At 66.0% G+C, this 12,324-nt stretch carries 12 protein-coding genes; 5 read left to right on the forward strand and 7 right to left on the reverse strand.

Annotated elements, in window-relative coordinates; translation table 11 throughout:
* Positions 1 to 9 precede the first annotated feature (9 nt).
* The 7 genes from BraRD5C2_RS26075 to BraRD5C2_RS26105 form a co-directional block, all read right to left on the reverse strand.
* Positions 10 to 1,281, reverse strand: a complete 1,272-nt coding sequence (locus BraRD5C2_RS26075; protein ID WP_223973258.1) for an NAD(P)/FAD-dependent oxidoreductase — start codon at positions 1,279 to 1,281, stop codon at positions 10 to 12.
* Positions 1,281 to 2,945, reverse strand: a complete 1,665-nt coding sequence (locus BraRD5C2_RS26080) for a thiamine pyrophosphate-binding protein (RefSeq protein ID WP_223973260.1) — start codon at positions 2,943 to 2,945, stop codon at positions 1,281 to 1,283. The genes BraRD5C2_RS26075 and BraRD5C2_RS26080 overlap by 1 nt, the downstream gene beginning before the upstream one ends.
* 302 nt (positions 2,946 to 3,247) lie before the next feature.
* On the reverse strand, positions 3,248 to 4,393 hold the full coding sequence (locus tag BraRD5C2_RS26085; protein WP_223973263.1) for an acyl-CoA dehydrogenase family protein: 1,146 nt from the start codon (positions 4,391 to 4,393) through the stop codon (positions 3,248 to 3,250).
* A 12-nt stretch (positions 4,394 to 4,405) separates the two neighbouring features.
* A complete protein-coding gene (locus BraRD5C2_RS26090) occupies positions 4,406 to 5,233 on the reverse strand; it encodes an SDR family NAD(P)-dependent oxidoreductase (RefSeq protein WP_223973265.1) in 828 nt (275 codons plus the stop codon).
* 217 nt (positions 5,234 to 5,450) lie between these two features.
* Positions 5,451 to 5,858 carry a MaoC family dehydratase gene (locus tag BraRD5C2_RS26095; protein ID WP_223973267.1) on the reverse strand — a complete coding sequence of 136 codons (408 nt, stop codon included), beginning with the start codon at positions 5,856 to 5,858 and terminating at the stop codon, positions 5,451 to 5,453.
* Positions 5,855 to 6,286 (reverse strand): MaoC family dehydratase N-terminal domain-containing protein, encoded by a 432-nt coding sequence (locus BraRD5C2_RS26100; protein WP_223973275.1) that lies wholly within the window; start codon positions 6,284 to 6,286, stop codon positions 5,855 to 5,857. The genes BraRD5C2_RS26095 and BraRD5C2_RS26100 overlap by 4 nt, the downstream gene beginning before the upstream one ends.
* An 8-nt stretch (positions 6,287 to 6,294) precedes the next feature.
* A complete protein-coding gene (locus tag BraRD5C2_RS26105; protein WP_223973277.1) occupies positions 6,295 to 7,479 on the reverse strand; it encodes a lipid-transfer protein in 1,185 nt (394 codons plus the stop codon).
* On the opposite strand from BraRD5C2_RS26105, the gene BraRD5C2_RS26110 reads away from it, so the two are divergent.
* The 5 genes from BraRD5C2_RS26110 to BraRD5C2_RS26130 all read left to right on the forward strand — a co-directional run bounded on the left by BraRD5C2_RS26110 (position 7,466) and on the right by BraRD5C2_RS26130 (position 12,305).
* Positions 7,466 to 8,383, forward strand: a complete 918-nt coding sequence (locus tag BraRD5C2_RS26110) for a TetR/AcrR family transcriptional regulator (protein WP_374708047.1) — start codon at positions 7,466 to 7,468, stop codon at positions 8,381 to 8,383. The genes BraRD5C2_RS26105 and BraRD5C2_RS26110 overlap by 14 nt on opposite strands.
* Positions 8,313 to 9,869 carry an acyl-CoA synthetase gene (locus tag BraRD5C2_RS26115; RefSeq protein WP_223973280.1) on the forward strand — a complete coding sequence of 519 codons (1,557 nt, stop codon included), beginning with the start codon at positions 8,313 to 8,315 and terminating at the stop codon, positions 9,867 to 9,869. The genes BraRD5C2_RS26110 and BraRD5C2_RS26115 overlap by 71 nt, the downstream gene beginning before the upstream one ends.
* A 191-nt stretch (positions 9,870 to 10,060) precedes the next feature.
* Positions 10,061 to 10,657 (forward strand): DUF2889 domain-containing protein, encoded by a 597-nt coding sequence (locus BraRD5C2_RS26120; protein WP_223973288.1) that lies wholly within the window; start codon positions 10,061 to 10,063, stop codon positions 10,655 to 10,657.
* 51 nt (positions 10,658 to 10,708) lie between these two features.
* Positions 10,709 to 11,260 (forward strand): GrpB family protein, encoded by a 552-nt coding sequence (locus BraRD5C2_RS26125; protein WP_223973297.1) that lies wholly within the window; start codon positions 10,709 to 10,711, stop codon positions 11,258 to 11,260.
* Between the two features lie 127 nt (positions 11,261 to 11,387).
* Positions 11,388 to 12,305, forward strand: coding sequence for a DMT family transporter (locus BraRD5C2_RS26130; protein ID WP_223973299.1), 918 nt, complete (start codon positions 11,388 to 11,390; stop codon positions 12,303 to 12,305).
* Positions 12,306 to 12,324: the final 19 nt, after the last annotated feature.

Below are 12,324 nucleotides of genomic sequence, written 5' to 3' on the forward strand. Positions count from 1 at the left end.
AATCCACTTCTACAAAAAGCGTGACGGCGCGAACGGCGCGAGCGGGATCTCCGGCACCTTGCCGCTGAGCAATTGCGCGACCAGCCGGCCGGTGCGGGCCGAGCCGACCAGGCCGACATGGCCGTGGCCGAACGCATAGACCACGTCGCGCGAGGCGCGGCTAAGGCCGATGCAGGGCCGCCCGTCGGGCATGCTCGGGCGATGGCCGAACCAGGTCTTGATCCGTGAGGGTGGAATGTCCCTCGGCAGCTTCGGGAACATGCTCAGCAGATGCTGGCGCAGGATCTCGGCGCGCTTCCAGTTCGGCGCGGCGTCGAGCCCCGCGATCTCCACCGTGCCGGCGGCACGCAGGCCCTTGTCGGTCCAGTTGACCACCATCTTGGCATCCGAGGCCATCATCGAATTGCGCGGCCCGGATTCCGGATTCTCGATCATGACGTGATAGCCGCGCTCGGTCTCGAGCGGCAACGGATCGCCGATCGATGTGGTCAGTTGCTTCGAGCGCGCGCCGGCGGCAACGACCGCCGCATCGCAGGCGATCTCGCCGGTCTCGGTGACCACGGCGACCAGCCTGTCGCCCGCAAGCTTGAGGCCGATCGCCTTGGCGACTATGCGTTCGGCTCCGCTCGCGATCGCGTGCGCGGCGAGCGCCGCGACGTAGGCGCCGGGATCGCGGCAGTGGCCGGCCTCCTCCACCACGACGCCGAACTTGTAGCGCGGATGCAGATCGGGCTCGCGCTGACGCATCTCGTCTTCATCGAGCTCCAGCCATTCGATGCCGACGCGCTTCCGAATGCGCCAGCCGAGGTCGCGGTCGAACTGATCGCGCGAGGGAAACACGTGCATCACCCCGCGCCGCTCGATCAGCTCTGGCACGCCGGCTTCCTCGGCGAGTTGCCGGTGCAGCAGCGGCGCGTCCTTCAAGAGATCGCGCATCGCCCGCGCGGTGGCTTCGACCTGATCCTCGGTGCGGCTCGACAGCAGATACTTGATCAGCCACGGCAAGGCCTTCGGCAGATACGACCAGCGGATCGACAATGGTCCGAGCGGGTCCATCAGATAGCCCGGCACCTTCTTCCAGGTGCCAGGCTCGGCCGGCGGGATCACCGAATGCGACGACAGCCAGCCGGCATTGCCATAGCTCGCGGCCTGGGTGCCGCCGGGCTCGCCCGCATCGATCAGCGTGACACGATGGCCCGCGCGCAGCGCCTCGATGGCGCTGATGACGCCGACCGCGCCGGCGCCGATGATCGCGACGTGACGGCCGGCGGAGTCGGACATTATTGCGCAGCCTGCTCGGGCACAAAATCCTTGCCGACCGACAGCGCGCGCTGATCGACCAGGCAGTGCAGGATTGCCGGCTTGCCGGAGGCCAGCGCCCGCTCGAACGCCGGCGCGAAGTCTTCGGTGCGCTCGACCCGCTCGCCATGGCCGCCGAACGCCTTGGCGTAGAGCGCGAAGTCCGGGTTCTTGAGCTGGGTGCCGACGACACGGCCGGGATAATCGCGCTCCTGATGCATGCGGATGGTGCCGTATTGCGCATTGTCGATGACGACGACGATCAGTGGCGCGTCATACTGCACGGCGGTGGCGAACTCCTGCCCGTTCATCAGGAAGCAGCCGTCGCCGGCGAATGCGACGACGACGCGATCCGGATGCTGCCGCTTGGCCATCACGGCCGCCGGCACGCCATAGCCCATCGAGCCCGAAGTCGGCGCGAGCTGGGCTGCGAACGCGTGGAAGCGGTGGTGGCGATGAATCCAGCCGGCGTAATTGCCGGCGCCGTTGCAGACGATCGCATCCTTCGGCAGCCGATCGCGCAGCCAGGTCACGACCTCGCCGTACTGGAAATGGCCCGGCAGCTCGCGCGGCTTGTCGGTCCAGGTCAGATAATCCGCGTGCGCCTTGGCCGCCTCGCCCTTCCAGGCGGGCGCGGCTGCGGGCTTCATGCTCTCGACCGCGGCGGCGAAGGCCGCAGGCGTCGCCTGGATCGCCAGCGCCGGCTGGTAGACGCGGCCGAGTTCCTCGGAGCCCGGATGCACGTGGATCAGCTTCTGGCTCGGTGTGGGAATATCGAGCAGCGTGTAGGACGAGGACGGCATTTCCGACATGCGGCCGCCGATCAGGAGAATGACGTCGGCGCCGGTGAAGCGATCCCTCAGCTTCGGGCTCGGGCCGATGCCGAGATCGCCGGCATAGTGCGAGTGGTCGGCGTCGAACAGTGAGGCGCGGCGGAACGAGGTCGCGACCGGTAGGTCGAAGCGCTCGGCAAAACGAGCAATGCCCTTGGCCGCCTCTGCGGTCCAGGCCGAGCCGCCGAGCACCACGATCGGCGCCTTGGCGCCGGCGAGCATGCTGCCGAGGCGTTCGAGATCCGACGGCGCCGGCCAGCTCTGCGCAGGCTCGACCTTCGGCGCGTCGGCGACCGCGGCGGTTTCAGTCAGCATGTTCTCCGGCAGCGAGATCACGACCGGACCGGGACGGCCCTGCAGCGCGACGCGGAAGGCGCGCGCGACCAGTTCCGGAATGCGGTCCGGACGATCGATCTCGACCGCCCATTTCGCCATGGTGCCGAACACCGCCTTGTAATCGAGCTCCTGGAACGCCTCGCGCTCGCGCATGCCGGTGTCGACCTGGCCGACGAACAGGATCATCGGGGTGGAATCCTGCATCGCGATGTGCACGCCGTGCGCGGCGTTGGTCGAGCCCGGGCCGCGGGTGACGAAGCAGATGCCGGGACGCCCGGTGAGCTTGCCATAGGCCTCCGCCATCATCGCAGCACCACCCTCGGCGCGGCAGATCACGACGTCGACCGGGCTGTCATGCAGGGCGTCGAGCGCCGCCAGATAGCTCTCGCCCGGCACGCAGGTGACGCGCTCCACCCCTTGCACGACCAGCTGGTCGATCAGGATCTGGCCTCCGGTGCGGGCGTTGCTTTTGGTCATGAGGGCTCCCTGCGGCATTGGCGCGCTTGCGGCTCGCGCGGAATGTGATCCGACGGGGGTATGATAGACGGGATAATGGCGCAAGGCCGAACTCGCCGCGGGATGCAGCGGTGGCATCGAGCCATGCGGCAGGGAAAGGGCAGCCGCGGGACGCCACTTATTTGCGCAGAGCCGGCGGTTGCCCCCGGACCCATCCGCGTCATTGCGAGCGAAGCGACGCAATCCATCGTCCCTCCGAGGAGGGATGGATTGCTTCGTCGCTATCGCTCCTCGCAATGACGGAACTGGAAACCCCGCCTTGCCTACAGCGAGCGCGCAATCAAAACCTTCATGATCTCGTTGGTGCCGCCATAGATCTTCTGGATGCGGGAATCGATGAACATGCGCGAGATCGGGTATTCCTGCATGTAGCCGTAGCCGCCATGCAGCTGCAGGCATTCGTCGGCGGTCTCGACCTGCTTCTGCGAGCACCACCACTTCGCCATCGACGCCGTCACGGTGTCGAGATCGCCGGCGACCAGGCGGTCGACGCACCAATCGACGAACACGCGGGCGATCATCGCCTCGGTCTTGCGCTCGGCGAGCGTGAACGCGGTGTTCTGGAATTCGATCAGCGGCTTGCCGAAGGCTGTGCGCTGCTTGGTGTATTCGGCGGTGATCTTGACCGCGCGCTCCATCGAGGCGACCGCCCCAATCGCAAGCGACAGCCGTTCCTGCGGCAATTGCTGCATCAGCTGGACGAAGCCGCTGCCCTCCTCATTGCCGAGCAGGTTTTCCGGCGGCACCGTGACATTGTCGAAGAACAGTTCCGATGTATCGGACGCGTGCAGGCCGATCTTGTCGAGGTTGCGACCGCGCCGGTATCCCTCCGCGCCGGCGGTCTCCACCACGATCAGAGAAATCCCCTTGGCGCCGGGAGCTCCGGTGCGCGCCACCACGATGACGAGGTCCGCCGCCTGCCCGTTGGTAATAAAGGTCTTCTGGCCGTTGATGACGTAGGAATTGCCCTGCTTCTTCGCCGTGGTCTTGACTGCCTGCAGATCGGAGCCGGTGCCGGGCTCGGTCATCGCGATGGCGCCGACCATCTCGCCCGACGCCATCTTCGGCAGCCAGCGCTTTTTCTGCTCCTCCGAGCCATAATTGACGATGTAGTGAGCGACGATCGCGCTGTGCACGGAAACGCCGGTGGTCAGCTCCGGGACCGTGCTCTCGAGGTCATCGAGCACGGCGGCGTCATAGGCAAAGCTGGCGCCCAGGCCGCCATAGGCCTCCGGCACGCTCGGCAGCAGCGCGCCCATCTCGCCGAGCGCGCGCCAGGCGGAGCGGTCCACCAGCTTCTGCTCGCGCCATTTCTCCGCGTGCGGCGCCAAATCCTTGGCGAGGAATTTGCGGAACTGGTCACGGAAGGTGTCCAGCTCCTCGGTCATCCAGGACGATCGGTAGTGCATCATTCCCTCGCGCTAAATCAAGAGACCGCCGCCGGCGACGATCACCTGACCACTGATGTAGTTCGATTCCGGAGCGCAGAACAGATAGACCGCGTCCGCCGCCTCTTCCGGCGTGCCGCCGCGGCCAAGCGGGATCATCCGGCCCATCGCCTCCAGCATCTGCGGCTGGACGCCGACCTTGATGTCGCGGCCGGCGACGTCGATGGTCTTCTGCTGGCTCTCGATCGGCTGGGTCAGGCGGGTGTTGATCAGGCCGAACGCCACGCAATTGACGTTGACCTTGTAGCGGCCCCACTCCTTGCACATCGTGCGGGTCAGCCCGATCAGCGAGGCTTTTGCGGAAGAATAGCTCGCCTGCCCGGCATTGCCGTAGAGGCCTGCGATCGAGGAGATGTTGACGACCTTGCGGAACACTTCGCGGCCGGCCTCGACCTCCTTCTTCGCCATCACCCGGATCGGCTCCGAGGCTGCGCGCAGAATCCGGAACGGGGCGACCAGATGCACGTCGAGCATCGCCTGGAACTGCTCGTCCGACATCTTCTGGATCGTCGAGTCCCAGGTGTAGCCGGCATTGTTGACGATGATGTCGAGGCCGCCGAATGTTTCGATGGCCGCACCGACGAAGCGATCGGCAAAGCCGGTCTCGACGACGCTGCCATTGACCGCGATCGCCTCGCCGCCCATGGCCTTGATCTCGGCGACGACGGCGTTGCCCGGCTCGGCGTCGAGATCGTTGACCACGACCTTCGAGCCCTCGCGCGCGAGCTTCAGCGCAATCGCGCGCCCGATGCCGCGGCCCGATCCGGAGACGAGCGCGACTTTGCCTTGCAGTTTCGACATGGTTTCTCCCTCGAAGACTTCTCTCGTTGCGTTCAGCTTCACCTCGCCCCGCCTGCGGGGAGAGGTCGGAACACATCGTCAGATGCGTTCCGTGTGAGGGGGTACAGGTCTCGCCGAGAGCAGAGCTCGCGGAAGCAGCCCCTCACCCCCCAACCCTCTCCCCGCAAGAGCGGGGCGAGGGAGCGCAGTTTCTTCGTGGCGACAGTTCGTCACCCCGCTACAGCGCGATAATTGCTTCCCCGGCGAGCTTGATCTCGCCGTTCTGGTCCTTCGTCGTGAGCGCAACCTTCGCCCGCTTCTCACCGCCCTGCTCGATCAGCTCGGTCACCGTGCCCTCGCAGGTCAGCGCGGCGCCAAGCTGGGTGATGGCGGCAAAGCGGCTCGAGAACGAGCGGATGCGCGACGGTGCGACCGCATCCGTCAGCGCCTGGCCGAGATAGCCCATGACCAGCATTCCGTGCGCGAACACGTCCGGAAAGCCGGCCTGCTTGGCGAAGTCGATATCGACATGGATCGGATTGTGATCGCCGGAAGCCCCGCAATACAGCGCGAGGCGATGCCGGGTGATCGGCGGGAATTCCTTGTGGACGATGCGGTCGCCGACCGCCGGAACGCTGCTGCTCATGACGGCCTCGCATTGCGCACCACGATGGTGCGCGAGGTATCGGCGACATGCACGCCGGCCTGGTTGGTGACCGCGGTCTCGACCACGATCAGCGTCATCGCCCCGCCCTTCTTCTCGGTCACGCTGGTGACGCGCGGCCGGAATGTCAGGGTGTCGCCGACCACCACGGGTGCGTGATAGTCGAAGCGCTGCTCACCATGCAGCACACGGGCGAGATCGATGCCGAGCGCGGTGAGGAACTCGAACGCATCAGGCGCATCCATCATCTCCAGACAGAACAGATAGGTCGGCGGCACCGGTGCCGCTGCACCATCACGATAGACCGCATTGGTCTCGCCGAGCGTGTCGAGGAAGAAGCGCAGGCGCCCCGGCTCGACGCGCGCGGTCACCGGCGTAAACGTACGCCCGACAGCGGATTGATCGACCATGGGCTGCCTCAGGCGCGTTCGTAGAGCGTCACGACGCAGGCGCCGCCGAGGCCGAGATTGTGCTGCAGCCCGAGCCGCGCGCCCTCCACTTGCGTCGCCGCTGCCGTGCCGCGCAGCTGCCGCGTCAACTCGTAGCACTGCGCAAGCCCGGTGGCGCCGAGCGGATGGCCCTTCGACAGCAGTCCGCCGGACGGGTTGGTGACGATCCTGCCGCCGTAGGTATTGTCGCCGTCATCGATGAATTTCGCGGCCTCGCCCTCGCCGCACAGGCCGAGCCCTTCATAAGTGATCAGCTCGTTATGGGCGAAGCAGTCGTGCAGCTCGACGACGTCGAGATCATCAGGCCCGATGCCGGCGGCTTCATAGACCTTCTTCGCGGCATCGCGCGCCATGTCATAGCCGACCACCTGCATCATGTCGGAGGCACCGAAGGTCGAGGGCGTATCGGTCGTCATCGCCTGCGCTGCAATGCGGACGCTCTTGTTGAGGCCGTGCTGGTCGGCGAATTTCTCCGAGACCAGGATCGCGGCGGCGCCGCCGCAGGTCGGCGGGCACGCCATCAGCCGCGTCATCACGCCGGGCCAGATCACCTGGTCGTTCATGACGTCGTCGGCGGTGACTTCCTTGCGGAACAGCGCCAGCGGGTTGTTCTTGGCGTGACGGCTCGCCTTGGCGCGCACTTTGGCAAAAGCACTGAGCGGCGTGCCGTATTTCTTCATGTGACTGAGGCCTGCACCGCCGAAATAGCGCAGCGCCAGCGGCACGCCGGGCGCATCGACGAGCTTGTCGGCAGCGGCGTCGAAATCGTCGAACGCGCTGGGGCGATCGGTGAACACGGCGCCCAACGCGCCGGGCTTCATCTGCTCGAAGCCGAGCGCCATCACGCAATCGGCCGCGCCCGACTCGATCGCCTGCCGCGCCAGGAACAACGCGGTCGAGCCGGTCGAGCAGTTGTTGTTGACGTTGACGATCGGGATGCCGGTCATGCCGACCGGATAGAGCGCGCGCTGGCCGCAGGTGGAGTCGCCATAGACATAGCCGACATAGGCCTGCTGCACACGGCCGTAATCGAGGCCGGCGTCAGTGAGCGCAAGCTTCGCCGCCTCGGCGCCCATCACATGATACGGCGCATTGGCGCCGGGCTTGACGAACGGGATCATGCCGACCCCGGCAACATAAGTGCGTGACGTCATCGCGGATCCTCCCGGAAATTACCCACTGGACTATTTATTACCCATGGGTAATATACGGGCACCCTTCCGGAGTCAATGCGACAACAGCCACGCGATGGACGCCCGCTTTCCCCCTTCCAACACCGAGTCGCCCTGGCTGCCATTCGAGAGCCGGCGCCGCGCCCGCGACGAGAAGCGCGAAGCCGTGTTGCGCGCCGCCGTGCAGCTGTTCCTCGAGCAGGGTTATCACCGCGCCACGCTGAACGACGTCGCCAAACGGCTGAACATCACCAAGCCCGCGCTGTACAATTATTTCCGCGGCAAGGACGAGATCCTGTTCGAGTGCTGGTCGATCGGCCACGAACTGGTCGACGAATGCATTGCCGAGACCTCGGCCGGCGCCGGCAGCGGCCTCGACAAGCTGCGCAAGCTCACCGTTCGCTACGCCGAGCTGATGACGACGGACTACGGCAAGAGCCTGGTCCGCTTCGATCTCCGCGATCTCAGCGAGCACAACCGCAAGACCGTGCAGACCGCGAAGCGACGGATCGACCGCGCCTTCCGTGACTATATCGCCTCTGGCATCGCGGACGGTTCGGTGAAACCCTGCGACCCGAAACTCGCGGCCTTCGCCATCGCCGGCTCGCTGAACTGGATCGGACACTGGTTCCAGCCCGGCGGTGAGCTGACCGGACGCGCCGTCGCCGAGGAATTCGCGATCCGCCTCACCGACGGCATCGCCAAAACAACAACGCGAACGACATCAACGCGCAAAGCAGCCGTTCCGGCTGCAGCGAAGGCGGACAAACCGCCTCGCAAGGGAAACGTGGGAAACGCATCAAGGGAGGACGGGAGTGAACATCACACACGGACTGCGGCGGGCGCTGCAGGTCAATCCAAACGGGCTCGCGGTCGTCTGCGGTGAGCGGCGGCGCAACTGGCGCGAGGTCGGTACTCGCGTCGCCCGCCTCGCCGCCGCGATCCGCTCGCTTGGCGCCGATAACGGCGACCGCGTCGCAATCCTTTCGCTGAACTCCGACCGCTATCTCGAACTCTATCTGGCCGTCGGCTGGGCCGGCGGCGTGATCGTGCCGCTCAACATCCGCTGGTCGCCGATCGAGAACGAGGACGCGCTGCGCGATTGCCGCGCCACGATCCTGTTCGTCGACAAGGCGTTTGCGCCGGTCGGCACGACGCTCGCGAGCGCCATCCCCGGCCTGAAGCTGATCTATGCCGATGAGGGCGAGACGCCGGCGGGCATGGAGAACTACGAGACACTGATCGCGCGCAGTGAGCCAATTCCGGACGCGATGCGCACCCGCGACGATCTCGCCGGCATCTTCTACACCGGCGGCACCACCGGCCGCTCCAAGGGCGTGATGCTGAGCCACAGCAATCTGATGGCCAATGCGCTGAACGCACTTGGCGAAGGCCTGTGGCCGGGCACCTCGATCTATCTGCACGCCGCGCCGATGTTCCACCTCGCCAACGGTGCAGCGATGTATTCGGTGCTGCTGTCCGGCGGCTCCAATGTCGTGATCCAGGGCTTTACGCCCGACGGCGTCGCAAGCGCCGTGCAAAAGGAGCGCATCACCGACGTGCTGCTAGTTCCGACCATGATCCAGATGTTCGTCGATCACCCGACGCTCGGCAACTACGACCTGTCGTCCCTGAAGCGGATCTCCTACGGCGCTTCCGTCATCAGCGACGCCGTGATGATGCGCGCCATGAAAGCGCTGCCGCATGTCGAGTTCACCCAGGCCTATGGCATGACCGAGCTGTCGCCGATCGCGACGCTGCTGCACTGGAAGGAGCATATCGGGGACGGCCGCGCCAAGGGCCGGCATCGCGGCGCCGGTCGCGCCACGCTGGGCGCCGAGGTCAAGATCGTCGATGCCGACGACAAGGTCGTGCCTTTGGGCACCGTCGGCGAGATCGCGGTGCGCGGCGATATGGTCATGATGGGCTATTGGGAGCGGCCGGAGGAAACCGCGCGCGCCGTGATCGACGGCTGGATGCACACCGGCGACGGCGGCTACATGGACGAGGACGGCTTCGTCTACGTGGTCGACCGCGTCAAGGATATGATCATCTCCGGCGGCGAGAACGTCTATTCGGCCGAGGTCGAGAATGCGCTGGCCCAGCATCCGGCGGTGGCGCAATGCGCCGTGATCGGCATCCCGAGCGAGCGCTGGGGCGAGCAGGTCCACGCCGTCGTGGTGATGAAGAGCGGCGCCAGCGCCACGCCGGACGAGCTGATGGAGCACTGCAAGGCGCTGATCGCCGGCTACAAATGCCCGCGCAGCGTCGACATCACGGCAACTCCGCTCCCGCTCTCCGGCGCCGGCAAGATCCTGAAGCGCGAGCTGCGCAAGCCGTATTGGGAGAACCGCGAGCGGCGTGTCAGCTGAGGCGCTGCTCAGACTTAGTTCTCGTCATTCCGGGGCATGCGAAGCATGAACCCGGAATCTCGAGATTCCGGGCTCGATGCTCCGCATCGCCCCGGAATGACAGGGTCCTCATGACGCCATTCGGCCGCGAGCGTTGACATCGGAGCACACGACCGATTGGATCAATCTGAGATTCAATCCAGCGAGTTCCGATGTCCGCACCTGATACCAACGCCGACGGCAAACCCCGCCGCCTGATGCACCGCCGCTCCGTCGAATGTCTCGGCTTTCTCCGTGACGACGGGCTGTGGGAGGTCGAGGCGCGGCTGGTCGACACCAAGCCGTATGCGCGGCAGGACAAGCATCGCGGCCTGCAGCAGCCCGAGGATCCCGTGCACGACATCAGGCTGCGGCTCGCGGTCGACGACAGTTTCACGATCCGCGAGACCGGCACCACGATGGCCTCGACGCCCTACCCGTCCTGCATCGACGTCGAAGGCATTCTGCAGCGCCTGGTCGGCGAGCGCATCGGCAAGGGCTGGCGCGATCTGGTCCGCCACAAGATCGGCAAGCTCGAGACCTGCACCCATCTCGCCGAGTTGCTGGGCCCCGCGGTGACGACGCTGTTCCAGACCGCGACCTCCGGCAAGGACCCGCAGGGCCGCGGCGCGCTCGATCACCAGCAGGGCGTCACTGAGCCACCGTTCTTCGTCGGCGGCTGCTATTCGTGGCGGCTGGACGGCCCCGTCGTGGCCGAGACTTTTCCGCAGTTCGCGAAGAAGCCTGTCGAGGTGAAGCAGGGTTCGTGAGTGACGCCCCGGCGCAGCCCACGGATACTCTGAGAACATCAGGGGGTGAACGTGGAGAAATACGGCGCCGGGTCGATTGTCGTCTCGGATTATGATCCCAACTGGCCCGCCTTGTTCGCGCAGGAGCGCACGCGGATCGCGCAGGCTCTCGGCGCGTTCGCATTGGCCATCGAGCATGTCGGCAGCACGGCCGTCCCAGGTCTCCCGTCAAAACCCATCATCGACCTGCTGGTTGGCGTGCGAAGCCTCGAAGAGGCCGAGCAACACTGCATCAAGCCGCTGGAGGCGCTCGGCTATACCTACATGCCTGAATATGCATCGTGGATCCCCGGCGAGTTGTTCTTCCGCAAGGGGCCGCCGGGTCCGTGGACCCACCATCTGCACATAATGGAGCCGCCGTATCCGAATTGGGAAGCACGCCTGGTGTTTCGCAATTATCTGCGCGCTCACGGCGAGTCGGCCCGCGCCTACGCCGACATCAACCGGGCCCTCGCCGCCTCCTCAAAAGACGACATCGAAGCCTATCGGACCGGCAAGGACGCCTTCGTCGAGGAGACCACAGCCAAGGCGCGCGCATGGCGCGCAGCGGCACAAGCCCGATAGCATAAGCGGACCTCGGCAAGCCTGCACGTTCCTTGCCGAACAAGACCCTCGCAATTGGCTGCTGCGCCAACCAGCCCTGCGTCGCGATGGGTTGATCCATCCTGGGAGCTAACGTACTCGTCCGGGCATGAACGAACACAAGGCCGGCGCCAAGCCGGCAGCCCTTCCTGACAAAAAAGCAATTCTGCTCGGGGTCGCATGCGGTCTTGGCGCGGCGCTGTGCTGGGCTCTCGGCTTCGTGGCGACCCGGCACGGCCTGAAGGTCGGGTTCACGCCTGTGGACCTCTTGATGCATCGCTTCCTGTGGTCGGGCATCGTGTTCATCCCGCTCGTTGTGCGCGCCGGCCTGAAGGACCTCTGCGGCATCGGTTGGGGCCGCGGCATGGCGCTGATGATGCTGGGCGGGCCGGTGATGTCGCTGATCAGCTATGCCGGCTTCGTGTTCGTGCCCCTCGGGCACGGCAGCGTGATCCAGCCTTCCTGCGCGACCCTGGGCGGACTGTTTCTCGCGGTCGTCCTGCTGAAGGAACAGATCTCACCCTCTCGGGTCGCCGGGGCCGTCGTCATCGTGATCGGGCTTGCCGTGATCGGCAGCGAGTCGATCGGCCATATGGGATTGAGCGCCGTGATGGGCGATTTGATCTTCGTCACGACCGGATTGATGTTTGCGGGCTTCGCCACGTTGGTGCGCTATTGGCGCGTGTCCGCGTTCTCGGTGGCTACGGTGATCAGCGTGCTGTCGCTCTCGCTGTTTCCGCTGTACGCCGCCTCGGGCGGGCTGGCGCGCGATGCGGCCATCGGCCTGCACGAGAATGCGCTGCAAGCCGTCGCCCAGGGCATCCTGGCCGGGCCCGCAGCCATGTATCTGTTCGCGCTGTCGATCCAGCGCCTCGGCGTGGCCCGCGCCGCCGTATTTCCCGCGACCGTGCCGGTGCTGACCTTGCTGCTGGGATGGCTGCTGATCGGCGAGCCGCCGACGACACTGCAGGCGGCCGGATTGGTCACCGTATTGGCTGGGTTCTACCTCGCGCAACGTCAGAGCTAGTCCGTCGGGTGGCTGACTC

The sequence above is a fragment of the Bradyrhizobium sp. RD5-C2 genome (assembly GCF_019972155.1).
GTDB lineage: Bacteria > Pseudomonadota > Alphaproteobacteria > Rhizobiales > Xanthobacteraceae > Bradyrhizobium.

Excerpts from the sequence above, each read along its gene's own strand:
- BraRD5C2_RS26075 (WP_223973258.1), bottom strand. The coding sequence starts at position 1,281 with ATGTCCGACTCCGCCGGCCGTCACGTCGCGATCATCGGCGCCGGCGCG.
- BraRD5C2_RS26080 (WP_223973260.1), bottom strand. The coding sequence starts at position 2,945 with ATGACCAAAAGCAACGCCCGCACCGGAGGCCAGATCCTGATCGACCAG.
- BraRD5C2_RS26085 (WP_223973263.1), bottom strand. The coding sequence starts at position 4,393 with ATGCACTACCGATCGTCCTGGATGACCGAGGAGCTGGACACCTTCCGT.
- BraRD5C2_RS26090 (WP_223973265.1), bottom strand. The coding sequence starts at position 5,233 with ATGTCGAAACTGCAAGGCAAAGTCGCGCTCGTCTCCGGATCGGGCCGC.
- BraRD5C2_RS26095 (WP_223973267.1), bottom strand. The coding sequence starts at position 5,858 with ATGAGCAGCAGCGTTCCGGCGGTCGGCGACCGCATCGTCCACAAGGAA.
- BraRD5C2_RS26100 (WP_223973275.1), bottom strand. The coding sequence starts at position 6,286 with ATGGTCGATCAATCCGCTGTCGGGCGTACGTTTACGCCGGTGACCGCG.
- BraRD5C2_RS26105 (WP_223973277.1), bottom strand. The coding sequence starts at position 7,479 with ATGACGTCACGCACTTATGTTGCCGGGGTCGGCATGATCCCGTTCGTC.
- BraRD5C2_RS26120 (WP_223973288.1), top strand. The coding sequence starts at position 10,061 with ATGTCCGCACCTGATACCAACGCCGACGGCAAACCCCGCCGCCTGATG.
- BraRD5C2_RS26130 (WP_223973299.1), top strand. The coding sequence starts at position 11,388 with ATGAACGAACACAAGGCCGGCGCCAAGCCGGCAGCCCTTCCTGACAAA.